This window comes from Bacillus sp. GW821-FHT11D08, assembly GCF_058808515.1.
Genome location: NZ_JBXARS010000008.1, coordinates 166,495 through 191,566 on the forward strand (window position 1 = coordinate 166,495; position 25,072 = coordinate 191,566).

Here is a 25,072-nt window from a genome sequence, read left to right on the forward strand (position 1 = left end):
CATCCTAAAACGGTTCCGTTTTAGGATGTTGTCAACAATCCGGAAACCATCACCGATATTTTTTTGTCCAAAAATCAAACTTTTCTCTTGCAAAAGTTTGTGAAGTATTGCACAATATAAATGTGAAATACTTCACAAGATAAAAACAGACACCACGAAACACTGGAGGATGAGCATATATGATGAACGAACGAGTGAACAAAGTAGCATTAATCGGAGCAGGTTTTGTTGGAAGCAGTTATGCATTTGCGTTAATTAACCAAGGGATCACAGATGAGCTTGTGATCATTGATGTAAATAGAGAAAAAGCCATGGGAGATGTCATGGATTTAAATCACGGAAAGGCATTTGCGCCTCATCCGGTCAAAACATCTTACGGCACATATGAGGATTGCAAGGATGCCGATATCGTGTGCATCTGTGCCGGAGCCAATCAAAAACCGGGCGAAACGAGACTTGAGCTGGTCGAAAAAAATCTCGCCATTTTTAAAAGCATTGTCGGTGAAGTAATGGCAAGCGGATTTGACGGCATCTTCCTCGTTGCCACAAACCCGGTCGACATTCTCACTTATGCGACATGGACATTCAGCGGGCTGCCGAAAGAACGCGTCATCGGAAGCGGCACGACACTGGATTCTGCGCGATTCCGTTATATGCTGAGCGAATACTTCGGAGCCGCTCCGCAAAACGTACACGCCCACATTATCGGCGAGCACGGCGATACCGAGCTTCCTGTATGGAGTCACGCCAATATTGGCGGAGTGCCGGTGCAGCAATTGCTGGAGAAAAATGCAGCTTACAAACAGGACGAGCTGGATCAGATCGTTGACGATGTGAAAAACGCGGCCTACCATATTATCGAGAAAAAAGGCGCGACATATTACGGAGTGGCGATGAGCCTCGCCCGCATCACAAAAGCGATTTTGCGTAATGAAAACAGCATTTTAACCGTCAGCACATATCTGGACGGCCAATACGGTGTAAACGACGTCTTTATCGGCGTTCCGGCCGTCGTCAATCGGAACGGCATCGCAGGTGTGACGGAACTTGAGCTGAATGAAACAGAACAGGCTCAATTCAGCCGCAGCGCAAACGTGCTGAAAGATATTCTCGCTCCGCATTTCGCAGAGTAAACAAAAAAGCAGTACATGACAAACGCCATGTACTGCTTTTTTTAATTCGCTTTTTTCGCCATTTCCTGAGAGGTTTTTACTCTCGCTTTTCCCATAAACAAAATGGTAACGGCCGCAATGACGATCGGCGCCAGCGCAAGCGTAAATACATATGTGATGCTTTGCGACATGGCGTCAATAATGCGATCCAGAATGTGCGGCGGAATATGGGCGCGCGTGCCGGCCTGGAAAATCTCCTGCGGATTTCCGATGTTCTGCATCGCACCGCCCGCTCCTTTCATGCCGCTGAATGAATCTGTGAGGTTGTTGGTAAACACATTCGTCTGGATGGTTCCGAAAATCGTCACACCGAGCGTCATACCGAATGATCTCAAAAACGAGTTTGTTGAGTTGGCGCTTCCGCGGTAACGCGGCTCCAGATCGTTCATGGACGCAGCCGGCAGCAGTGAGAAGTTGAAGCCGACGCCGAATCCTGAGATCAGCATGAATACCGTCAGCATCGTACGCGCCGTATCCGGTGTCATATTGGAAAGCAGCAGCATTCCGATAAAGAAAGCGACCACGGAAATCAGCATTAAAGTGCGGAACCGCACTTTTGTCTGGAAAATTCCGCCGATCATACTTCCGATAACAGAGCCGATCATCATCGGCGTCAAAATAAAGCCCGCGCTTGTCGCGGTGCTTCCGTACACAGCCTGAACGAAGATCGGGATAAACACCGCTAAAATGACGAACGTGGCTCCGTAAAGGAACGCCAGAATCTGTGCCGTAGCAAATAAACGGTTTTTAAACATCCAAAATGAGATAATCGGTTCTTCCGCTTTTCTTTCCACAATAAAAAAGGCGATAAAGAACACGGCGAACACAGCGAACAGACCGATGATCTGCACGGAGTTCCAATCATATGTTTTTCCGCCGAGCTCAAGAGCGAACATCAGACCGACAATGGAAACCACCAGCGTGATTGCGCCGGCCCAGTCGATTTTCTGCTTCTTGTGTTCAAGGGATTCTTTATAATAACGAAGAATGAAAAACAATGATAAAATACCGATCGGCACGTTGATGTAAAACACCCAGTGCCAGCTGATGGAGTCGGTAATGAGCGCGCCTAAAAGCGGCCCGAGAACGCTGGACAGGCCGAAAACGGCACCGAACATGCCCGACATTTTTCCGCGTTTTTCCGGCGGAAATAAATCAAAAATGATCGTGAAGGCGATCGGCATCAGCGCGCCTCCGCCGATTCCCTGAATGACGCGGTAAATAATGAGCTGATCCATTGTTTGGGCGATTCCGCATAACGCGGATCCGATTAAGAAAAGAATAAGACCGAATAAAAAGAAACGTTTGCGTCCGTACATATCGGACAGTTTTCCGTAAATCGGCATACCGGCCATAACGGCTACCATGTATGATGCCGTCACCCACGCGAACTTATCGAAACTTCCGAGGTCCGCCACGATATTTCCCATCGCAGTGGCAACGATTGTATTATCCATAGCCGACATTAAAATGCCCAGCAAAAGACCGATGACGACAAACTTCGTCGAGGCGTCCTTCGCGGCTGTTTGTTCCATGCTTTTTCCTCCCATACTTACTTTTGATCATTAAATTTGCTATGATCATATTAGATTTGCCGAAAATTATCTTGATCGTCAAGATAAATTGATTTTATAGGGAGGCCTGTCAGTTGTCAACAAGAAATACCAGAAGCGAGACGGAGGAAACCGCGATACAGTTATTCCGAAAGATGGCCACAAGGACGATCCTTTTTCATCAGGCGGCCGCTCAATCTCTCGGTCTGTTTCCGACCGATTTAAAATCAGCTGATATCTTAAATGAAGCAGGCCCGATGACCGCAGGCGAGCTTGGGAAAAAAACCGGTCTCAGCACAGGTTCGGTAACGGCGCTCATTGACCGGCTCGAAAAAGCGGGATATGTCATGAGGAAAAAAGACCCCGAAGACAAACGTCGGGTGATTATCGTGCCGCTGACAGCCGGAAAGGCGAATGTGAAGCAATTGTTCAGCTCCTTATCCCAGTCCACGATCAGCCTTTGCCGACAATATAAAGAAGAAGAACTGCGGCTGATATTCGATTTTTTAGGAAAAGCGACGGACATGATGGAAGACGAGCTTGAGAAATTAAAATAATATATCATAGCACGGCCCATTCATGAATAACTTGTACAAGTTGCATGAATGAGGGGGAAGCCAATGAACATCTTTTTAAGCTACATCGTTCTCGGGCTGTCATTGTCAGCACCTGTCGGCCCGGTCAATGCGGCGCAAATTGACAAAGGCATCAAAAACGGCTTTTGGCATGCATGGATTTTCGGTCTTGGCGCCATGGCCGCGGACGGGCTGTATATGATTCTGATCTATTTCGGGCTGTCTCAATTTTTGACGGCGCCTTTCGTTAAAACGTTTTTGTGGCTCTTCGGTTTTTTCGTGCTGACCTATACGGGAGTCGAAACGCTAAAAAATATCAGGGAAGCCATGAATGTCAGAAGCGGAAAAGGAAAACCGGCTTTTTACAAAACATTCGGCGCGGGATTTTTTATTTCTCTTTCCAATCCGCTGAGCATTTTATTCTGGCTCGGCATATACGGCAGCATCCTCGCTAAAACCGCTGAATCCTTCGATGCAAATCAGCTTTTGATTTACAGCTCCGGCATTCTTCTCGGCATTTTGATCTGGGATTTCTGCATGGCGATCGCCGCGAGCACTTTCAGAAATCTCCTTCATGAAACAGCGCTTCGCTGGCTGACGGGAGCGGCGGGTGTGTCTTTGATCGTTTTCGGATTTTATTTCGGCTGGCAGGGGATTCAAATGCTCATCTCATAAATAGAAGGACTGTCACCCATCGCCTGTCTCCATCATAACGTATCATGACGATACTGGAGGTGGGCCGATGGCAAGCGAGCTGTACACAAAAAGTTGCCTTGAGGAAAAGTTATTGGATCTGCCAAATTGGCAGAGAGTCGCTTTTGAGCTTCTATCAGAAAAAGTAGGCGATAAAGCGGACGCGTTTCCGTGCATTCCGGGACGTCAGGGATTTTTGACAGATCAGCTCCGGATATCTTTTGCGGGTGATCCCCGCGAAGAGGGAACCCCGGAGGAAGTGGGGATGCTGCTGTCCGAGTACGGAAAGATATCAAGGAATACCGGAAAATACGCGTCGCTGCTTGTGATTTTTGATACGCCTGAGGATTTAGCTGAGCATTATTCCGTTGAGGCGTATGAAGAGCTGTTCTGGTCTTTTTTAAACCGGCTGAGCGGCTGCGACCCGAAAGACTGGCCGGAAGACATACCGGAAGACCCTGAACATTATAAATGGGAGTTCTGCTTTGACGGCGAGCCGTATTTTATTCTGTGCGCGACGCCTGCGCATGAAGCGAGACAAAGCAGAAGCTTCCCGTTTTTTATGCTCGCGTTTCAGCCGAGATGGGTTTTCGAAGGATTAAATGATTCAACCGCGTTCGGACGAAACATGAGCCGGCTGATCAGAAAACGCTTAGAGGCGTATGATGAAGCCCCTCTTCATCCCCGATTGGGGTGGTACGGAGGAAAAGACAATTTAGAATGGAAGCAATATTTCCTCCGTGATGATGAGACGCAAGTGTCAAAGTGTCCCTTTTCTTATTTGAAGAGACTGTTTAAACCGACGAAATAAGCTATGATCCGGCAGGGCTGTGTCCCTGCTTTTTTTGTACGATCCATGTCACGATCGCAATGACGGCGAGAAAACAAAGGCTGACCAGAAAACCGGGCCGGCTCGATTTCTCAAACAGCGTCCCGGAGACGGCCGCGACAATCAGCACAAGGGCGATAACAATCTGTACGGTTCCCATCTTTGTTGTTTCGAGCAGTTTCTTGCCTGAGAACAAAATGAACAGCCACGTATAAAGAAGCATCAGTCCCGCCGCGGTTGTCATGTGTTCATATATATTTTTCGGCAGCACCAATGACAGGATGATGGAGACGATGAGTCCGGCAAACGTTAATCCGAGCGCAGGCCAGCAGATTTTTTTGTTTTCCTTTAATCTGAAGCATTTCGGCGCATCTCCGTCATCTGCCATCGTACAAAGCAATGTCGTCACGGCAAACAGCGAGGCGACGAGCGTGGAAAATCCCGCAATAATAAAAATCCCGTTAAAAATATCAAGAATGATATCTAAATGAAAACCCTTCAGCGATGTAATAAACGGGCTGTCCTGTTCGGTGAATTTGCCCAGCGGCACTAACAGCAGCGCCAGGCCGAGAGAAATGACGTAAATCACCGCAAGAACGGCAAGCATCAGCCGGCCTGATTTTGAGGCTTCCTCCGGCTTTTTCAAATGCACGGTCATCAGCCCCAAGACTTCAATTCCTCCGAAGGCGTAAAACGCATAAATCAATCCGGTCCATAACCCCATCGCTCCGTGCGGGAACAAATCCTTTGATTCGTTCGGCACCTGTACATCCGGTTTATGAGAAAATATACCGCACAGCGCCAATATGGCGATGACGATAAACATAACAATCGCCGCCGTCTTGACAACAGCGAGCACATTTTCCGTTTTTTGAAAAACGGACAGCCCCGTAAATATAATCAAGAGACCGAGCACCGCATAGATGGAGGCGAAAATCCACAGCGGCACATTCGGAAACCAATGCTTCGTAAAAAGCGAGATCGCTGTCAGCTGGCTTCCAGTGATCAGCATCTCGGACGACCAGTACACCCATCCGTTGCTGAAACCGGCCCAAGTGCCGAAAGCCTTTCTCGCATAAGCGCAAAAAGACCCCTTTTCGGGCTGTTTGGCCGAGAGCTTCGCGAGCTGCTCAAAGACAAAATAGGTGCCAAGCCCGGCAATAAGAAATGAGATCAGCGCGGAATATCCGCTTTTGACAATAGCGATGCTGGACCCGAGAAAAAAGCCCGTCCCGATTGTGCAGCCGACGCCGATTAAGGAGAGCTGCCACCAAGCGAGATTCCCTTTAGGCTGGTCCTGTGATTTACTCATGAAGTTCAACCCCTTTATCAAAGCTTAGATTGCGGCCGTCAGAAGGGGAATATACATCCAATAAATTGCTTTACATGAAACAAACGGCCGGGGTTCATAATAGAAGAAAAAAAGGAGCAGTCTGATGACACAGCAATTTATCGTACCGCCGAAAAAAGGGCTCGGCCTGAAGGTTCACAAAGGGCAGATTATAAAAGTAGTCGATGTGGAAGGGCAGCAGGTGGCTGATTTTACGGCGTATCATGCCAAGGACTTTTATGAACATCTTGATCAGGGCGCGACGATTGATGCCAACCAGTCCATTCATGTAAAAACGGGTGATCATATTTATTCGAATTTATACAAGCCGATGCTGACGCTGATTGAGGATACAGTCGGCAAGCATGACCTGCTGCTTCCCGCCTGCCGTCCGGATATGAACAGGCTTTTATACGGAAAGCATAAAGACGAGCTCCAGGATACGTGCTATGACAATATGAGCGGGGCGCTTGAACCGTTCGGGGTGCCGCGGCCGCATATGCATTACCCATTTGCCATCTTTATGAACACGGTGCTCGATGAGAAGGGGAACTTATCAGTCGAAACGCCTCTTTCTGACGCGGGTGATTATGTACGGCTCCGTGCGGAAATGGATCTCGTCGTCGCGTTTTCATCCTGTCCGATTGAAAAAGGAAAATGCAACGGAGACAGCATCACGGCGCTGCGGGTGGAAATCAGCTGATCCCGGTGTATTTGATTCACTTAAAATCTGCACCTGTGCTATATTTAACAGAGAGTCGTACATAGTGGCATGATTCATTTTCAGCATGAACGGGAAATGGATCATAAAGAAACAATGCAGGAGGAGTGATTGGGATGAGCATCCAGAAACAAATTATGAATGATCTCCATGTAAAGCCCTCAATTGATCCGAAACAAGAAATTGAGGACAGAGTGAACTTTCTGAAACAATATTTGAAAAAAACAGGTGCCAAAGGCTTTGTGCTCGGCATCAGCGGGGGGCAGGATTCCACGCTTGCGGGACGCCTCGCCCAATTGGCGGCTGAAAGCATCAGAGAAGAAGGCGGAAACGCTGAATTTATCGCAGTCCGCCTTCCGCACGGCACACAGCAAGATGAGGATGACGCCCAATTGGCGCTCAAATTCATTAAACCTGATAAATCATGGACATTTGATATTAAGTCCGCTGTCAGCGCGTTCGCTGATCAGTATAAAAAAGACACGGGCGATCAGCTGTCTGACTTTAACAAAGGAAATGTAAAAGCCAGAATGAGAATGATCGCTCAATATGCCATCGGCGGACAAGAGGGGCTGCTTGTCATCGGAACCGACCATGCGGCCGAGGCGGTGACCGGTTTCTTCACAAAATACGGTGACGGCGGAGCTGATCTGCTGCCGCTGACCGGATTAACGAAACGCCAGGGCAGACGTTTATTAGAAGAACTCGGCGCGCCGGAACGCCTGTATTTGAAATTACCGACGGCCGATCTGCTCGATGAAAAACCGCAGCAGACTGATGAGACCGAACTCGGCATCACATACAATGACATTGATGATTATTTAGAAGGCAAGGATGTTTCTTCCGAAGTGATTGAAGCGCTGGAAAAACGCTACCTCAGTACGGAGCATAAGCGCCAGGTGCCGGCATCGATGTTTGATGATTGGTGGAAATAGAATGAAAAAAACCTCCCTTTTGAAAGGGAGGTTTTTTGTTTATTTCATTTTTATTTATCTACACTTTCATAAATCCCTACCCAATACCCTTTGCTGCTGTCATAGTATTTGCTTTTGAAAATCCATTTTGTTCCATCTAAAACGAAAGAAGCAGCGAAGTTGCCGTTAGGGCTTTGAACGAGTTTGATGGCATTAATGCCGGCATCTGCTTTCGTTGAGATTGGGCTATTTTCCGCGGATGCGGATGCTGTTGGTGATGCGGCAAAGGCAGGAGCGGCAGACATCAGTAAGGCAAGAGACAGCGCAGAACCGGTTAACACTTTTTTGAATTTCATTTCGAGCACTCCCTTTTCAAATGAAATGTGTTACAGTGTTAATAATTAGATGATTATCCATAAAATTCCTTCTTTATTTCTAAAATTTTTTTCTTAATTTGAAAAAACATCCCTTCAGAGGGGCTTTTTATTTATTGATCCATTTGCATGGATCAGGGACATGTTTTTCAAAACGTTTTTTTATTTGATACGGATATGATTCAGCTTCACCATCAATCTGTCGGTGAATCTTCGAAGGCTGCCTCTCGAATCAGGCTTAAGAGGCAGATTTGCTTGGGCAGCGATCGTTTCTGCGACCTGCTGAATAGACATTTGGTCTGTATGGAGATGTTCTGTGAAGAGGCTATCAGACAGGCTGTTGATGCAGCGGTCGATTTGTTTTGCGGCCCAGGAGTTTTTTCCTTCCGCTCTGGTGCGCAGGCGTTTCAGCAATGTTTCCTTTGAAGCCAGCAGGGTAAAGTGGTGAATGGTCCGGCCATCCTGTCTCAGCCTGCTGATAATGTCATGGAAGTATTGAACGTTCGTAATGGTCATGGGCACAATGATGATGCCCTGATATGTATCTGACAAATAGGAAAGCATGCTGTAATTGAATTCCCGCCACAGAGGGTAGCTTTGAAAGTCATCTTCAGCGATATCCGGCGGTATCATAGAACGCATCGCAAACCCCATCTTTTCAGGATCATATATGTAAGACGGTTTCAGTCTTCTGTGCAGTTCAAACGCTGTTTGTGTTTTTCCGGAACCGAAAGCCCCATTTATCCAAATGATCATCATGATATCCCCCTTTTTTTATATGATACAAAAAAAGACCCTTCGATCGAAGAGTCAGCGGGAAAAAACAGACGTATATTCGCGGAGCGATTCCTTTATATGCGTAAAGGCATGTTCTCCAAAATACTCAAGAGAAACAAAACCGTCATATTGTCTGTTCATCAGCTCTTTTAAAAATGCTTTTTGATCGAGATCTCCTTGAAAAATCGGAGTTGGCTTGCTGAGATACCAGTTGGCAAAATCCCAGTGATAGTTTTTCAGATGAATGTGGCTGACGGTATGATACAGTTTTTCCAAAGCGGACATTTGGTCAACGTGATTGACGTGTAGGTTGGAGCCGTCAAAAATGGTGCGGACCCGCGGATGTCCGACATCCTCCGAAAATGCCAGCGCCGCCTCCGGTGTATCCGCGTACGTATCGTAATGAATCTCAAGCCCGATATCGACTTCATAGTCATCTGCGAGCCGTGCCGCCTGCTGAAATTGATCAACCGCACGTTGCCACTTTTCCGGTGACGTCCGGTGCGAAGGAAGATTGCCGGCAAAGACTCTGATCAAGGGACTGTGCAGCTGTCGTGCCGCGCTTAATGCCCTTTGAACATCCTTTAACGCCTGCCTTTCATCCTGAGTGGCGAAGTCAGTGTACAAACTGACGGCAGGCACCCCGATGCCTTCCTCCTGAAGCTGCTGATAAAGCCTGTCGAGCGGGCCGATTTCCTCTATATATTGTTTAGCGTGTCCGTACCACAGTTCGATTCCCTCAAAGGAGTGCTCCTTCGCGAAAGAAATGATGTCAAAAATATGCTTTTTCTTAAATCCTGTCGTGCAAAAACTCAGTTTCATCGGTAATCCTCCCGTAACTGCCTATCATATGTGTACTTTTTCCCCGGGTGCGATACGGATAAACAGGTGAAAAGGGCAGACACTTTTTATAAGCGGGGTGTGTCTGCATCAGGTCAGTGCGGCACACAAATTGTTTAACGCTTTTTTGCGTCAAAGTATTAAATAATTAACCGAAGTGTTGTACAATTAATTTCATTCGAGTAAGGGGGGAGAAGCCATTGAAAAAAGAAACGGAGCTGAGGGCCTTCAGTCCCGTCCGCAATAAACCGACTCGCGCTCGTTATGTGATATTGGTTCTTTTGTTTTTTATCACTGCGATTAATTATATAGACCGAGCCAGTGTATCTATTGTCGGCCCATCCATTCAACATTCGCTGAACATAAGCCCCGCGCTTTTGGGCATCGTTTTTTCTGCGTTCAGCTGGACCTATACGGGGATGCAGATTCCCGGCGGACTCATTTTGGATAAATTCGGGTCGAAACGGACATACGGAATTTCTTTATTTGTATGGTCGGTTTTTACCGGAGTACAAGCTTTTGCGACAAGTTTCGGGTTTCTATTCGGCTGCCGCCTGCTCATCGGCATAGCTGAATCGCCGGCGTTTCCGGCAAACAACCGGATTGTCACGACATGGTTTCCAAGGCGGGAACGCGCCTTTGCGACGGGTGTTTATACGGCGGGGGAATATGTCGGGCTGGCGTTCGCCACACCGGTTTTATTCTGGGTGTTAACGGCATTTGACTGGCGCGCCGTATTTATTTCCTCAGGGGTGCTCGGGCTTGTTTTCTCCGTTTTCTGGTTCAAAATGTATCACGAGCCGAACGGGTATCGGAAAGTGAATCGTGAGGAGCTTGATTATATTAAAGAAGGCGGCGGACTGACTGAGGTGTCTGATTCAGCCGGCAGGATATCGTGGGCGGATTTCGTCCAGCTTCTAAAATACCGCAAGCTTGTCGGATTGTATATCGGCCAATTCGCCGTAGCCTCCACGCTGTTCTTCTTTTTGACATGGTTTCCGACTTATCTGGCGGAGGCAAAGCACATGGCTTTCTTAAAAGTCGGCTTCGCCGCATCAATCCCGTATATCGCCGCTTTTTTCGGCGTATTGTTCGGCGGATTTTGGTCTGACGGCATGATGAAACGGGGGGTGTCGGTGAACGTTGCCCGGAAAACGCCCGTCATCCTCGGTCTTCTGCTGACAGGCTCCATCGTGCTCGCGAATGTTACGGATTCTGCTCCCGCGGTTTTGACGATCTTATCCATTGCTTCTTTTGCGCAGGGCATGTCCAATATATCCTGGACGATGCTGAGTGAGGTCGCGCCAAGCGAAACAATCGGATTGGCAGGGGGCGTCTTTAGCTTTTTCGCCAATATGGCCGGCATTATCACCCCGCTTCTCATCGGGTTTATCGTTTCTGCGACCGGTTCATATAACGGAGCGATTCTGTTTGTCGGCGCTGTCGCATTTATCGGGGCATTTTCTTATATTTTCATTGTCGGAAAGGTGGAACGCATTACGCTCCGATAGAAAGAAAAACTCATCTCTTTTTAATAAAGGATGGGTTTTCTTTCATTGCATTATCTCTATATTTCAATATTGAGTTATCATATAATAAACATAACTTTTTCATTTCTTAGGAGGATTTCGCCGAAGATGAACGCAAAACGTGCCATTCCCGTAAGAGAAAGAAATATCGTACTGATCGGATTCATGGGTGTCGGAAAGACAACAATCGGCCAGCTGGTCGCTAAGAAATTATACAGAGACTTCATTGATATTGATCTGCAGATTGAGAAAGATTTCAATATGTCCATCCCTGAAATGTTTGAGAAAAAAGGTGAAGCCTTTTTCCGTCAGACTGAAAAGGACTATATATTAGATATCTGCCGCAATACGAAATTCAAGATCGTGTCACTTGGGGGCGGTTCGTTTAAACAAGAGGAAATCAGACAGTGCTGCCTTGAAAACTGCCTCGTGCTCCATCTTGATTTATCGTGGGAGAATTGGAAGCAGCGGGCTGATCTGCTGATTGAAAGCCGTCCCGTTCTGCATAACCGTTCCATGGATGAAATGCAGCAGCTCTTTAACGAGCGCCAAAGCATCTATGATAAACATAATTCAAAAGTGGCGACGGATAATCTGGAACCAGAAGAAATCGCCGATTATATCGTAGAAACGTTAAAAATCGGCTGGGACTTGTATCAGCCGATGTAAAAAGAGCCGTGACGCTGTGAGCGCACGGCTTTTTTGTTTTTAAACAAACGTTTATTAAAATGTTTAGAAAATGAGTGTAAAATCGTGTTAAGATAGAGTCAGAAAATTAAAACATATAAAACAAAGGAGAATAATCGGATATGCAATTATACGACTTGCCGCTCGACCAACTGCAAACCTATAAACCAAATAAAACCGCTCCTCATGACTTTTCGGATTTTTGGGCATCATCATTACATGAGCTTGCAAAGGAAGAGGCAAAGCCTGAATTGAAGGCTGAAAGCTACCCGGCTGACGGCGTGAAAGTATTCCGGCTGAAATACCGAAGCTTCGGCAAGGCGGAAATTGAGGGATGGTACGCCGTTCCCGACCGGCAAGGACCGCATCCGGCCATCGTGAAATATCACGGCTATAACGCGAGCTATGACGGGGATATACATGACATCGTAAATTGGGCGCTACACGGATATGCCGCATTCGGCATGCTTGTCCGCGGTCAGCACAGCAGCACAGATACAAGCGTCTCACCGCACGGACACGTTCCCGGCTGGATGACGAAAGGGATTTTAGATAAAGATACATATTATTACCGCGGCGTGTACTTAGACGCCGTCCGGGCTTTGGAAGTCATCAGCGGCTTTGATGAAGTGGATGAAACGAGGATCGCCGTCATCGGCGGGAGCCAGGGAGGCGGACTTTCAATCGCCGCGGCGGCACTATCTGACATTCCGAGAGCGGTTGCGGCCGATTATCCTTATTTAAGCAATTTTGAGCGGGCCATTGATGTCGCTCTTGATGAGCCGTATCTTGAGATTAACTCCTTTTTCAGAAAGAACGGCAGCCCTGAAACGGAGAAGGCCGCGATGAATACACTGGCCTATTTTGATATCATGAATCTGGCGGACCGCGTAAAAGTTCCGGTGCTCATGTCCATCGGCCTGATTGACCGCGTGACTCCGCCGTCGACGGTGTTTGCCGCTTACAATCATCTGGAAACGGAAAAAGAATTGAAGGTTTACCGGTATTTCGGACATGAATACATACCTTCTTTCCATACGGAAAAGCTGGCCTTTCTGAAAGCGCACCTGAAAGGCTGACAGCCGCGAAAAGCCCAAGTACTTGGGCTTTTTTCAGGAATCATCACGGAAAAGGACGGATACAGATGGAACAAAGGATCATCGAAGAATTAAAACGAATTGAAGCACAGCATGGCGTCAAGGTGCTTTACGCCGTAGAATCAGGGAGCCGCGCATGGGGGTTTCCGTCAAGAGACAGCGACTACGATGTACGGTTTCTCTATGTGCCGAAAAAAGAATGGTACTTTTCGATCGAACCGCATAGGGATGTCATAGAAGAGCCGATTCATGACATGCTTGACATCAGCGGCTGGGAACTGAGAAAAGCGCTTAGGCTTTTTAAAAAATCAAATCCGCCTCTTTTGGAATGGCTCTCTTCTGAGATGATCTATTATGAAGCTTTCTCAGCGGCTGAAAAGCTTCGAAAACTGAAAATCCGCGCCTTTTCGCCTGAAGCCGGCATCTATCATTATCTCAATATGGCAAAACGGAATGAAAAAACGGAATTGCGGGGCAGTGAAGTGAAGATTAAAAAGTATTTTTATGTTCTGCGTCCTCTCCTTGCCTGCAGATGGATCGAAACGTTCGGCTCCGTACCGCCGATGTCATTTCCCGTACTGGCCGATGCCTTATTGACGGATGAAGCGCTCATTTCTGAAATCAATACACTGCTTACAAGGAAAAAAAGCGGTCAGGAGCTGGCTCCGGAACCGAGAAATACGATTATTCATGCGTTTATAGAAGAAGAAATAGAACGCATCGGGCACTATGTCAAAACGATCAAAACGCCGAAACCTGACATAACGGAGGAACTGAATCAGCTATTGATTCAGACCGTCGAAGAGGCGTGGGAGGAAAAAGGCGGAAATTGACGATTGCCGTCATTTCCGTCCGCCTTTTTTCGGCATAATCCGCCTGCTATCTAAGAAGCTGATTGTGGTAAAACCACAAAAATTTATCAGAATCTTTGTATTTTTAGAATATTGTGAGAGGATGTTTTGTCCATTTACAATAGACTCATACAAATACTTCTTAGATTGCGGGGTGTTAAGGTTGGAAGTGATTACAAGAGATTTTTTCTTATTTTTATCCAAGAGCAGCTTTCTCAATAAGATGGCGCGAAGCTGGGGAAGCCGTGTGGCAGCCGGCAAAATCATCGGAGGAATGGATTTCCGCAGTTCTATCCCGACAATCCGACATTTGAACAGCCAGGGGCTGTCAGTTACTGTCGATCATTTGGGGGAATTTGTCAACAGCGGTGATGTCGCGAAAGAACGCACCGAGGAGTGCATGCAGACCATCGCCTTAATCGCTGATGAACAGCTGAATTCCCAAGTGTCATTAAAAATGACGTCTTTAGGTCTTGATATAGATCTCGATCTCGTCTATGAAAATATGACGAAAATCCTCCAGACGGCTGAAAAACATAAAGTCATGGTGACGATTGACATGGAAGATGAAACGAGATGCCAGAAAACGCTGGATATCTTTAAAGACTTCCGAAGCCGGTATGAATATGTAAGCACCGTGGTGCAGGCCTATCTGTACAGAACGGAGAAGGATCTTGATGACCTCAGCCCGCTGAATCCGTTTCTGCGGCTTGTCAAAGGGGCCTATAAAGAATCGGAAAAGGTGGCCTATCCTGAAAAAAGCGACGTCGATGAAAATTATAAAAGACTCATCCGCAAACAGCTTTTAAAAGGACATTATACGGCAGTTGCCACGCATGATGACAAAATGATCGAGTTTACAAAACAGCTTGCCAAAGAGCACGGCATTCCAAACGACCGTTTTGAGTTTCAGATGCTGTACGGCATGCGCTCGCAAACCCAGCTCAGCCTGGTGGAAGAAGGATACCGCATGAGAGTCTACCTGCCTTACGGGGATGACTGGTACGGTTATTTCATGAGACGGCTCGCCGAACGCCCCTCAAACATCGCATTCGCCTTTAAAGGAATGACTAAGAAGTAAAAAAGGGAGAGATGACAATGACTACACCTTATAAACACGAACCATTCACGAATTTCCAAGATCAATCGAACGTTGAAGAATTTAAGAAAGCGCTTGCGACGGTAAATGAGTATCTGGGAAAAGATTATCCGCTCGTCATCAACGGTGAAAAGGTAGAGACGGAAGCGAAAATCGTTTCAATCAATCCGGCTGATAAAGAAGAAGTCGTCGGAAAAGTGTCAAAGGCGTCCCAGGAGCACGCTGAGCAAGCGATTGAAGCTGCTGCGAAAGCGTTCGAAGAGTGGAGATACACATCCCCTGAAGAAAGAGCGGCCGTTTTGTTCCGCGCAGCTGCCAAAGTCCGCCGCAGAAAGCACGAATTCTCCGCCCTGCTCGTCAAGGAAGCGGGAAAACCTTGGAACGAAGCTGATGCAGATACGGCTGAAGCGATTGACTTCATGGAGTATTATGCACGCCAAATGATCGAACTGGCAAAAGGCAAACCGGTCAACAGCCGTGAGGGCGAGAAAAACCAATATGTGTACACGCCGACTGGAGTGACAGTTGTTATTCCGCCGTGGAACTTCTTGTTTGCGATCATGGCAGGAACAACAGTGGCGCCGATCGTTACTGGAAACACAGTGGTTCTAAAACCTGCGAGTGCTACACCTGTTATTGCAGCAAAATTTGTTGAGGTGCTTGAAGAGTCCGGATTGCCAAAAGGCGTAGTCAACTTTGTGCCGGGAAGCGGAGCAGAAGTAGGCGATTATCTTGTTGACCATCCGAAAACAAGCCTTATCACATTTACAGGATCACGTGAAGTCGGTACGAGAATTTTCGAACGCGCGGCGAAAGTGCAGCCGGGCCAGCAGCATCTGAAACGCGTCATTGCAGAAATGGGCGGTAAAGATACGGTTGTCGTTGACGAAGATGCGGACATTGAATTGGCGGCTCAATCCATCTTTACATCAGCATTCGGCTTCGCGGGACAAAAATGTTCTGCAGGTTCACGTGCAGTTGTCCATGAAAGAGTGTATGATCAAGTATTAGAGCGTGTCATTGAAATTACGGAATCAAAAGTAACTGCTAAACCTGACAGTGCAGATGTTTATATGGGGCCTGTCATCGACCAAGGTTCTTACGACAAGATCATGAGCTACATTGAAATCGGAAAAGAAGAAGGCCGTTTAGTAAGCGGCGGCACCGGAGATGATTCAAAAGGCTACTTTATCAAGCCGACGATCTTCGCTGACCTTGATCCGAAAGCAAGACTCATGCAGGAAGAAATTTTCGGGCCTGTCGTGGCGTTTTCTAAAGTATCAAACTTTGATGAAGCGCTGGAAGTGGCCAACAATACTGAATACGGTTTGACAGGCGCGGTCATTACAAATAACCGCAAACATATTGAACGGGCGAAACAGGAATTCCATGTCGGCAACTTGTACTTCAACCGCAATTGTACGGGAGCGATTGTCGGCTACCATCCGTTCGGAGGCTTCAAAATGTCCGGCACTGATTCAAAAGCGGGCGGCCCGGATTATTTGGCCCTCCACATGCAGGCGAAAACAATCAGTGAAATGTTTTAAGAGGGACTGAATGGGCATCCTCCTCGCGGGGGGTGTCCATTTCACCATAAACATATAAAGCGGAGGAGGAAATGCCATAGCAAACATTCAGTTGATTATTTCCATTTGTATTTATATGGCGGGCATGCTGTTTATCGGTTATTTCGCCTACAGACGGACGTCAAATCTGACGGATTACATGCTGGGGGGGCGTTCTTTAGGCCCTGCCGTCACAGCGCTCAGCGCGGGAGCGGCGGATATGAGCGGATGGCTCTTGATGGGGCTTCCGGGTGCTATGTTCTCGACAGGATTAAGCGGCGCTTGGATTGTGCTCGGGCTTGTGCTCGGGGCGTGGGCGAACTGGCTTTTCGTGGCGCCGAGACTGAGAACGTATACCGAAAAAGCGGGGAATTCCATCACCATTCCGGGTTTCCTTGAAAACCGTTTCGGTGATCATACGAAGCTTCTCAGACTGTTTTCGGGTCTTGTCATTCTCGTCTTTTTCACATTTTACGTATCATCCGGCATGGTATCCGGAGGTGTCTTATTCAACAGCATTTTAGGGTTGAATTACCACACGGGACTGTGGGTCGTGACAGGCGTCGTTGTCGCCTACACCTTGTTCGGGGGCTTTTTGGCGGTAAGCTGGACGGACTTTGTTCAAGGGATCATTATGTTTGTGGCGCTTATTCTTGTGCCGATTGTGACGATTTTCCATACGGGCGGCCCGGGGGAAACCGTTGCCGATATCCGTTCCGTCAACCCGGAACTGTTTAACATGTTCAAAGGGACGACCGTCCTTGGCATTATTTCTTTATTTGCGTGGGGGCTCGGCTATTTCGGGCAGCCGCATATTATTGTGCGCTTTATGGCGATCACATCTGTGAAAGAAATCAAACGTGCCAGACGGATCGGAATGGGATGGATGATTTTGTCTGCACTAGGCGCGCTGTTTACGGGTCTTGCGGGAATCGCGTATTACCACCAGAACGGACTGAAGCTGGCTGATCCGGAAACCATTTTTATTCAGCTCGGCAACATTCTGTTCCACCCGATTATTACGGGATTTCTCATTTCTGCGATTTTAGCGGCCATTATGAGTACGATTTCGTCTCAGCTGCTCGTTACGTCCAGTTCTTTAGTGGAGGACTTGTATAAGTCCATGTTCAGGCGTTCGGCTTCTGATAAGGAACTCGTATTTCTGGGGAGAATGGCAGTGCTTGCGGTGTCAATCATCGCTTTGGTGCTCGCCTGGGAGAAAAACAACACGATACTTGGTCTTGTCAGCTATGCATGGGCGGGATTCGGCGCTTCATTCGGGCCGGTCGTACTGCTCAGTTTATTTTGGAAACGGATGACGAAATGGGGGGCACTCGCCGGCATGATTGCGGGAGCGATTACCGTAATCATTTGGGCGAATGCCGGTCTTTCAGACTTTTTGTACGAAATCATTCCGGGCTTTGCTGTAAGCCTTGCCGCTGTATTTGTCGTCAGCTTATTGACACAGGCTCCGTCAAAAGATGTCACAGATCAGTTTCATGAGTACCGTGATACACTTTCTCAATAAAAGCAAGGAACGAGAGGAAGAAGGGACCGCCCTTTTTCCTCTTTTCACGATACAGAATTCCGGATAATTCCGTTTTGGGAATATGTGAATTTTTTTCTATACAAAAAGTCACCCCGCAGAGTATGATAAAGATAAAAAGAGCATAGGAGAAATAGGTATGGAAGAGCTTTTAGAGAGAGTTTTTTCATTTACGGACATTGATAAATTAATTGATTTCATCAGTTATGAATTGCAGAAGCCCGTTATTCTGGAAAGCGCGGATTTCTTTTTGCTTGCCTATAATTCTTATTACATTAATCACTTCGACTCCGCCAACCAGCAGACGATATTTTCAAAAAAATGCCCCGTGCAGATTTTTGAAAGGTTTCTGAAGGACGGGGTGATCGAAAAGCTGAAAACCGTTCCTGAACCGTTCCGTGTCGAAAAAATAGACAGTATCGGACTGAATCAGAGAGTGGTTGTAAGCGCAAAACATAAAGGCGAAGTGATGGGCTACATCTGGATTCAGGAGCTCGACCGAAACTTGACGGACGAGGAGCTCGATTTTTTATATGAAACTTCATTCCATGTCGGAAAAATCATCTATAAAACGAACCGGCTGAAACAGGAAAAAGAAGAGAGAGCGGAAGACCTGGTGAAACGGGCGATCTTTCAGCAATTCTCCTCTGAAAAGGAGTTCAGGCGGGAAGCGGAAAAGATGAACGCCGTGCTGCCGTCGGTTTTTTCGGTAGTCGTCCTGCACGCCGCAAATGGGGATGGGGAGGCAGTCGAAGATGTGAAGGAAAACATCAAATCGTACTTGAATTTGCGGGATAAAGTCAGTCACGTCTTAACCATTGATTCCAATATTGTCATCGTCGTCGCAAGCTTCTCGCAAAAAAGCTCCGGCACTTCGGCAGCATCTGAATTCATCCACAAACTGCTGACTCATTTTCACTTTCAGAAGATCCCCACTCCCATCTATATCGGAATCGGCAATGAATACAGCAGCATCCTGAAGCTCGGCAAAAGTTATATAGAGGCCCTTGAAGTCATAAAGGCCGCCGAAATTACCGGAAACCAGGAAAATATCCCGTACGAATACAGTAAGCTCGGGATTTACCGCTATCTTGAAAGCATCGAAGAAAAAAACGCCTCACTGGAATATGTAAACGAAGATTTAGCGTTATTAAAAGCCAAAGACAGAGAAAGCAGTACCGAACTGCTGAAAACGTTAGAAATCTATCTCCTCAATAACTGCAAAACAAAACCAGCCGCAGAACAGCTTTTTATTCATCAAAACACATTGAACTACCGTATCAAACAGATTCTTGACATGACATCAATTAATTTAAACGACTTCAGGACAAGGTGCCAGCTGTATCTCGATATCATGCTGATGAAAAAGAGATAAAAAAGAAACCAGTCACCGTACTGGTTTCAGTTTTAATACCTTCCCGCTTATCAATCTCAGAACCTCACTTCTGAATCACTCCTTTCCCGCAAGAGAGAAATGAATAAACACAGCTGCTCGATGTGTGTTATACTTTTATTGATATTGATTCTCAATTAAAAATGTTGAAGTATAGATATAAACGGGAGGCAGAACGATGGCGGAAAATCATGAGGTGTATGACGTCACGATTATAGGCGGAGGCCCGGTCGGCCTGTTTGCGGCTTTTTATTGCGGGATGCGCGAGCTGAAAACGAAAGTGATCGAGTTTTTGCCGCGGCTCGGGGGGAAGGTGTCTATGTTTTTCCCTGAAAAAATCATCCGTGATATCGGCGGAATACCCGGGATTGCCGGAGAACAGCTGATTAAGCAGCTGAAGGAACAGGCTGCGACATTTAAGCCGGATATCGTGTTGAATCAGCGGGTGACCGGATTTGAACGGCTGGAAGACGGAACCATTGTGCTGGAAAGTTCCAAAGGGGAAAAGCACTATACACGCACGGTGATTTTGGCTGTCGGCATGGGGACGCTTGAGGTCAATGAACTTGACAGCGCGGATGCGAGCCGGTATTCGGGAAAGAACCTTCATTATAAGGTGGAGAAGCTTGATGCGTTTCGAGATAAGCATGTCGTGATTTCAGGAGGGGGAGATACCGCGGTTGACTGGGCGAATGAGCTGGAACCGATTGCGGCGTCTGTTACCGTCTTGCACCGCAGGGAGGAGTTCGGCGGTTTGGAAAGCAGCGTGGCGAAAATGAAGCGGTCTTCCGTGCGGGTGCTTGCGCCATATCGTCTAAAGCACCTCAACGGCACCGGAGAACGGATCGAGAGCGTCACCGTTTGCCAAACTGAGTCCGGACTTTCTGAAGTCATCAAGCTTGATGAGCTCATTATCAACCATGGGTTTAAAATTGATCTCGGTCCGATGAAGGACTGGGGGCTTGAGATAGAAGAAGGCAGGATTAAAGCTGACAGACATATGCGGACGAATCTTCCGGGCGTGTTTGTCGCCGGTGACGCCGCCCATTATGAAAGCAAGCTCAGATTGATTGCAGGCGGTTTCACGGAGGGGCCGACCGCCGTGAACAGCGCCAAAGCCTATTTGGACCCGCAGGCGGATCAGATGGCGATGTATTCGACTCACCATAAAAAATTGGTGACACAATAAAAAAGGGCTGACCCCCGATGTTGAGTCTGGGGGGTCAGAAAAGCATTCCGGCGTATCAGCTGTGAACGAGCATGTCTTTCATTTCATTTCGTATAAACGCAAATAACTGTTCCTGATTTTTCACGGCGGTAAACCCGCAGCCGGCGGGGACGTCTTCGCCCATGCAGATGACGGGAGGGCGGTTTGCTGACGGATCCGGTGATATGCCGATTTGTTTTCCGGCGCTGATCAAATGCTGAGCGGATTCTTTGCCCATACAGATAATCATTTGCAGAGGAGACTCGCTGATCGTGCGTTCGATCATGGAAGTGAACCGCTCATCTGCGATATGTTCATGGGTGATATAAAACGGGCATGATTTTGAGTCTGACAAGTTTTCTGCTGCTTGACGGCTTCCTACAATGAGTGAATGCGGAGAATCAATTTGACATTCGGATAGGAGAAAGCCCCGTTTTGTCAGTTCCGTCTTTGCGGCCTCAGTCGCTGCATTCAGGCTTGCGGTCACCCGGCGGATGTCGATCTGCTTGAAAGCCAGTGTGTCAAAGAATTCGCATACCGCAAGGCGTGATGTGAAAAATAGTTGTTCAAAGGTGCTGATCTGTTTCAGGATGTTTTCGTTTGCGGGCATTTTTTTAACGATCCGCTTCGGCCACTCAATAACATCGGCGCCATACTCGCGCAGCTTGTCTGTCAATGTATGTTCTTCATCGCCATGAGTGACAACCATGATATGCCGCCCGATGAACGGTTTGCTTTCAAACCAGCTGTGTGTTTGAAAATTGACAATATCACCGATGACGATAATGGCAGGGTTGGTGATGTTTTGGCTTTGAACTTTTTCATGGATATCCTGAAGCGTTCCTTTAACGCTCCGCTGCCGCCCCCACGTCCCCCATTGAATGACGAGTACGGGGACGGAAGGGGATTTTCCGTACTCCGTAAGCTTACGGCATATAAATGACAGATTTTTAACGCCCATATAAAACACAAGCGTTTGAACGCTTCGGGCAAGCCCTTCCCAGTCGAGATTCGGCCTGCCATGCAATGATGTATCATGAGCGGTGATCATCGCGAAGGACGAAGCGAAATCACGATGGGTGACGGGGACTCCCGCATACAGCGGCGCTGCGATTCCCGAGGTGATGCCGGGCACCATTTCGTAGCGGATGCCGTGCTGATGAAGCGCCTCTGCTTCTTCGCCGACTCTGCCGAACACACTTGGGTCTCCGCCTTTCAAGCGGACTACGGTGCAGCCCTCCGCCGCTTTTTCAATCAGCAGGGCATTTATCTCAGACTGTTTCATAAAATGGCGGTCGGGCAGCTTTCCGCAATAAATGAACCGGCAGTCCGGTGAGGCATATTCAAGAAACTTTGGGTTTGCGAGCCGGTCATACAAAATAATATCCGCTTTCTCCAGAGCCTGTTTTCCTTTTACGGTGATCAGCCCCGGGTCTCCTGGTCCGGCACCGACAAAATATACGATTCCGTTTTTCATGATGGCGTCATCCCTTCAGCAATTTAAAAAATGAAGGACCACTTGAAAAAGTGATCCGGTCTGATCAATACAGGAGGTATACATTCTCTCCTTCGATCAGTGTTTCGTATGTTTTGACACAGCCATGATCCGGCTCTTGGACTTTTCCGTCTTCTAAGGAGATTTTCCAGTCATGCATCGGGCAGAAGACGTATTCTCCGCTGACGATACCTTCAGCCAAGACGCCCCCTTTATGGGGACAGCGGTTTTCGACGGCGCGGACGCTCCCGTCAGAAAGCTTAAATACGGCAAGCTCTTTATCTTCTATATATACGGTTTTTCCTAACTCCTCGGGTAATTCGTTTACTTTGCCTATGCAAACCTTTGTCATATCTTTATTAACCATGTCCGTTCCCCCTTACTGTTTTATGAAGTCGTGACGACATTTTCGAATAGATCTTGAGATGCTTTTTTATCTTTAAGGAAGTATTGCCACGGATCTTTGTGGACAGAGAGTGTCTCATTCATTCTGTCGTTGAGCTCCTGCCGTTTTTCCGGATCGTTTAATACGGATTGGACATGAGATAAACCGACGCGCTCAAGCCATGCGGATGTCCGCTCCAGATAGTTTGCCGTTTCTCTGTAGTACTGAAGGTAAGCACCCGCATATTCTAAAACTTCTTCATTCGTTTTTACTTTCATCAGCAAATCACCGGCGCGCAAATGGGTTCCGCCGTTTCCGCCGACATAAAGCTCCCAGCCTCCGTCGATGCCGACAACGCCAAGGTCCTTAATGCCTGATTCCGCACAGTTCCGCGGGCAGGCGGACACGGCCATTTTGACCTTATGAGGCGTATTGAGCCCTTCGAATTTTTTCTCAAGCGCAATGCCCAGTGCCATGGAGTCTTGCGTGCCGAAGCGGCAGAATTGTTCGCCTACGCACGTTTTTACCGTGCGGAGTGTTTTTCCGTACGCGTAGCCTGAAGGCATATCAAGCTCGGCCCATACTTTCGGCAGGTCTTCTTTTTTGACGCCGATGAGATCAATTCGCTGGCCGCCTGTCATTTTAACGAGCGGGATCTCATATTTGTCGACGACATCGGCGATCTTGCGGAGATCCTGAGAGTTGGTCACGCCGCCGTACATCCGGGGAACGACTGAGTATGTTCCGTCTTTTTGAATATTGGCGTGCATCCGTTCGTTCACAAAACGGGATGTTCTGTCATCCTCGTATGTAGCCGGATTAATCATGCCTAAGTAGTAGTTGAGGGCAGGACGGCATTTGGAGCAGCCCTCCGGTGTTTTCCAGCCGAGCACGTTCATGATTTCTCTTGTATGGGACAGCCCTTTGGCTTTGATTTCTTCTACGACTTCATCTCTCGACAGTGATGTGCAGCCGCAAATCGCTTCTTTTTGCGCGGACGCGTCAAATTCTGAGCCCAGTGTATATTGAAGAATGTCTTCCACGAGCGGTTTACAGCCTCCGCAGGAACGGGATGCCCCAGTGCATGCTTTGATTTCGTCCGTAGATGTGCAGCCTTTTTCCTGAATGGCTTGAATAATCGCGCCTTTTGAAACGCCGTTGCATCCGCAGATGATTTCATCGTCGCTCATCGCCGCGGTCATGCTTGCGCCTGCTTCCTGATCAAGAGGCTGTAAGATTGATATTTTGGAGGTTTCAGAGATATCGGCTTGTTTTTGAATCATTGAAAACAGGCGGCTGCCCTCGCTGCTGTCTCCGAACAAAACAGCGCCGACAATTTGATTGCCCCTCAGGACGATTTTTTTATAAATGCCGTCCTGCTCATCGAACACTTTAATCGCTTTTTTGTCCTCTGATTCGTTAAAGTCACCGGCAGAGAAGACTTCGACGCCTGATACCTTTAATTGAGTGGAGAGAACGGAGCCTTCATACGGTTTTGTTTCAATGCCGCAAATATGTTTGGCCAGCACTTTTGCCTGTTCATAGAGCGGCGCCACAAGACCGTATGCGATTCCGCGGTGCTCGGCACATTCACCGACCGTGTAAATGTGCGGAATGTCAGTCTGCATATAATCGTTGACAATGATTCCGCGGTTTACCGGAATGCCGCTTTCTGTGCCAAGCTGTGTATTCGGGCGGATGCCGACCGCCATGACGACCAGGTCAGCTTCGATGCTTGTGCCGTCTTTGAAGCGTACGCCTTCGACACGGTCAGTACCGAGAATTTCTTCGGTTTGCTTTTCAAGGAAAAAGGTCATGCCTTGTTTTTCTAATTCGTTTTGCAGCAGGCGTCCCGCCGCTGCGTCAAGCTGGCGCTCCATCAGGAATGGGGCGAGGTGGATGACAGACACGTCCATGCCGAGGTTCAGCAGTCCGCGTGCGGCTTCCAAACCCAGCAGTCCTCCGCCGATGACGGCTGCTTTTTTATATTGTTTTGACGCGGCGAGCATCGTGTCTGTATCTTTTATATCCCGGAATGCCGTGACGCCTTGTTTGTCTGCGCCCGGAATCGGAAGGATAAAAGGGACAGAGCCTGTCGCCAGGATGAGTTCATCGTAAGGCTGGATTCTGTCTGCATCGGTGATGACGGTTTTGTTTTCCGTGTCGACTTTGATGACTGTTTCACCGGTATACAGCTGAATGTTGTTTTCTTTGTACCAGTTCCAATCGTTTAACGTAATGTCTTGAATGTCGGTATCGCCTTGCAGCACTTTTGACAGAAGGATTCGGTTATAGTTGGGATGAGGTTCGGCCCCGAATATTGTAATCTCGAATTCGTCTTTTGAAACACGCAGTATTTCTTCAATCGCTCTTACCCCGGCCATTCCATTTCCAACAAGGACTAGCTGTTTTTTTCCCATCAGATGATCCGCTCCTTATC

General features: G+C 47.7%; 23 protein-coding genes. 15 read left to right on the top strand and 8 right to left on the bottom strand.

Annotated features, from left to right (window positions below):
- Positions 1-179 precede the first annotated feature (179 nt).
- A complete protein-coding gene (locus AC1RRX_RS16225; protein WP_014416851.1) occupies positions 180-1,133 on the top strand; it encodes an L-lactate dehydrogenase in 954 nt (317 codons plus the stop codon).
- A gap of 41 nt (positions 1,134-1,174) precedes the next feature.
- Here the strand turns inward: AC1RRX_RS16225 and AC1RRX_RS16230 are convergent, their stop codons facing one another.
- On the bottom strand, positions 1,175-2,707 hold the full coding sequence (locus AC1RRX_RS16230) for an MDR family MFS transporter (protein ID WP_020955287.1): 1,533 nt from the start codon (positions 2,705-2,707) through the stop codon (positions 1,175-1,177).
- Between the two features lie 113 nt (positions 2,708-2,820).
- Between AC1RRX_RS16230 and AC1RRX_RS16235 the strand changes: the two genes are divergently transcribed.
- The 3 genes from AC1RRX_RS16235 to AC1RRX_RS16245 all read left to right on the top strand — a co-directional run bounded on the left by AC1RRX_RS16235 (position 2,821) and on the right by AC1RRX_RS16245 (position 4,804).
- A complete protein-coding gene (locus AC1RRX_RS16235; RefSeq protein ID WP_003156626.1) occupies positions 2,821-3,282 on the top strand; it encodes a MarR family transcriptional regulator in 462 nt (153 codons plus the stop codon).
- A 63-nt stretch (positions 3,283-3,345) separates the two neighbouring features.
- Positions 3,346-3,975: a LysE family translocator gene (locus AC1RRX_RS16240; protein ID WP_043021494.1), complete on the top strand. Its 630-nt coding sequence runs from the start codon at positions 3,346-3,348 to the stop codon at positions 3,973-3,975.
- A gap of 67 nt (positions 3,976-4,042) precedes the next feature.
- Entirely contained in the window at positions 4,043-4,804 is a 762-nt protein-coding gene (locus AC1RRX_RS16245) for a YqcI/YcgG family protein (protein WP_038456905.1), read from the top strand.
- A 1-nt stretch (position 4,805) separates the two neighbouring features.
- Here the strand turns inward: AC1RRX_RS16245 and AC1RRX_RS16250 are convergent, their stop codons facing one another.
- Positions 4,806-6,134 (bottom strand): amino acid permease, encoded by a 1,329-nt coding sequence (locus tag AC1RRX_RS16250; RefSeq protein ID WP_003156623.1) that lies wholly within the window; start codon positions 6,132-6,134, stop codon positions 4,806-4,808.
- A gap of 124 nt (positions 6,135-6,258) precedes the next feature.
- Between AC1RRX_RS16250 and AC1RRX_RS16255 the strand changes: the two genes are divergently transcribed.
- Together AC1RRX_RS16255 and nadE are read left to right on the top strand one after the other, a co-directional pair.
- A complete protein-coding gene (locus AC1RRX_RS16255; protein WP_011996295.1) occupies positions 6,259-6,855 on the top strand; it encodes a DUF1989 domain-containing protein in 597 nt (198 codons plus the stop codon).
- A gap of 134 nt (positions 6,856-6,989) precedes the next feature.
- Positions 6,990-7,808, top strand: coding sequence for an NAD(+) synthase (gene nadE / locus AC1RRX_RS16260; RefSeq protein WP_007409061.1), 819 nt, complete (start codon positions 6,990-6,992; stop codon positions 7,806-7,808).
- Between the two features lie 50 nt (positions 7,809-7,858).
- Here the strand turns inward: nadE and AC1RRX_RS16265 are convergent, their stop codons facing one another.
- The 3 genes from AC1RRX_RS16265 to AC1RRX_RS16275 form a co-directional block, all read right to left on the bottom strand.
- Positions 7,859-8,143 carry an antimicrobial peptide LCI gene (locus AC1RRX_RS16265; protein ID WP_007409062.1) on the bottom strand — a complete coding sequence of 95 codons (285 nt, stop codon included), beginning with the start codon at positions 8,141-8,143 and terminating at the stop codon, positions 7,859-7,861.
- A 180-nt stretch (positions 8,144-8,323) separates the two neighbouring features.
- On the bottom strand, positions 8,324-8,917 hold the full coding sequence (gene tmrB, locus AC1RRX_RS16270; protein WP_053573756.1) for a tunicamycin resistance ATP-binding TmrB: 594 nt from the start codon (positions 8,915-8,917) through the stop codon (positions 8,324-8,326).
- A 54-nt stretch (positions 8,918-8,971) separates the two neighbouring features.
- Positions 8,972-9,760 carry a sugar phosphate isomerase/epimerase family protein gene (locus AC1RRX_RS16275; RefSeq protein ID WP_144464869.1) on the bottom strand — a complete coding sequence of 263 codons (789 nt, stop codon included), beginning with the start codon at positions 9,758-9,760 and terminating at the stop codon, positions 8,972-8,974.
- A 218-nt stretch (positions 9,761-9,978) separates the two neighbouring features.
- Here AC1RRX_RS16275 and AC1RRX_RS16280 point away from each other — a divergent pair, with 218 nt between their 5' ends.
- The 9 genes from AC1RRX_RS16280 (at position 9,979) to AC1RRX_RS16320 (ending at position 20,734) form a co-directional block, all read left to right on the top strand.
- Positions 9,979-11,289: an MFS transporter gene (locus tag AC1RRX_RS16280; protein ID WP_144464871.1), complete on the top strand. Its 1,311-nt coding sequence runs from the start codon at positions 9,979-9,981 to the stop codon at positions 11,287-11,289.
- A gap of 126 nt (positions 11,290-11,415) precedes the next feature.
- Positions 11,416-11,976 (top strand): shikimate kinase, encoded by a 561-nt coding sequence (locus AC1RRX_RS16285; RefSeq protein ID WP_003156609.1) that lies wholly within the window; start codon positions 11,416-11,418, stop codon positions 11,974-11,976.
- 140 nt (positions 11,977-12,116) lie between these two features.
- A complete protein-coding gene (gene cah / locus AC1RRX_RS16290; protein ID WP_144464873.1) occupies positions 12,117-13,073 on the top strand; it encodes a cephalosporin C deacetylase in 957 nt (318 codons plus the stop codon).
- Positions 13,074-13,138: 65 nt separating this feature from the next.
- Entirely contained in the window at positions 13,139-13,924 is a 786-nt protein-coding gene (locus AC1RRX_RS16295; protein WP_144464875.1) for a nucleotidyltransferase domain-containing protein, read from the top strand.
- 187 nt (positions 13,925-14,111) lie between these two features.
- Entirely contained in the window at positions 14,112-15,023 is a 912-nt protein-coding gene (locus AC1RRX_RS16300) for a proline dehydrogenase family protein (RefSeq protein WP_087920787.1), read from the top strand.
- Between the two features lie 17 nt (positions 15,024-15,040).
- Entirely contained in the window at positions 15,041-16,588 is a 1,548-nt protein-coding gene (pruA, locus tag AC1RRX_RS16305; RefSeq protein ID WP_144464877.1) for an L-glutamate gamma-semialdehyde dehydrogenase, read from the top strand.
- A 91-nt stretch (positions 16,589-16,679) separates the two neighbouring features.
- Entirely contained in the window at positions 16,680-18,134 is a 1,455-nt protein-coding gene (putP, locus tag AC1RRX_RS16310) for a sodium/proline symporter PutP (RefSeq protein ID WP_015239118.1), read from the top strand.
- 157 nt (positions 18,135-18,291) lie between these two features.
- Positions 18,292-19,527: a proline utilization transcriptional regulator PutR gene (gene putR, locus AC1RRX_RS16315; protein ID WP_015416772.1), complete on the top strand. Its 1,236-nt coding sequence runs from the start codon at positions 18,292-18,294 to the stop codon at positions 19,525-19,527.
- A 196-nt stretch (positions 19,528-19,723) separates the two neighbouring features.
- On the top strand, positions 19,724-20,734 hold the full coding sequence (locus AC1RRX_RS16320; RefSeq protein WP_085341713.1) for an NAD(P)/FAD-dependent oxidoreductase: 1,011 nt from the start codon (positions 19,724-19,726) through the stop codon (positions 20,732-20,734).
- Between the two features lie 55 nt (positions 20,735-20,789).
- On the opposite strand, the gene cobA is transcribed toward AC1RRX_RS16320, so the two are convergent.
- From cobA to nasD, 3 genes are all read right to left on the bottom strand, one after another.
- On the bottom strand, positions 20,790-22,229 hold the full coding sequence (gene cobA, locus AC1RRX_RS16325) for a uroporphyrinogen-III C-methyltransferase (RefSeq protein WP_032867333.1): 1,440 nt from the start codon (positions 22,227-22,229) through the stop codon (positions 20,790-20,792).
- Between the two features lie 64 nt (positions 22,230-22,293).
- Entirely contained in the window at positions 22,294-22,614 is a 321-nt protein-coding gene (nirD, locus tag AC1RRX_RS16330; RefSeq protein ID WP_007409365.1) for a nitrite reductase small subunit NirD, read from the bottom strand.
- Positions 22,615-22,634: 20 nt separating this feature from the next.
- Positions 22,635-25,052, bottom strand: a complete 2,418-nt coding sequence (nasD, locus tag AC1RRX_RS16335; protein ID WP_144464879.1) for an NADPH-nitrite reductase — start codon at positions 25,050-25,052, stop codon at positions 22,635-22,637.
- Positions 25,053-25,072: the final 20 nt, after the last annotated feature.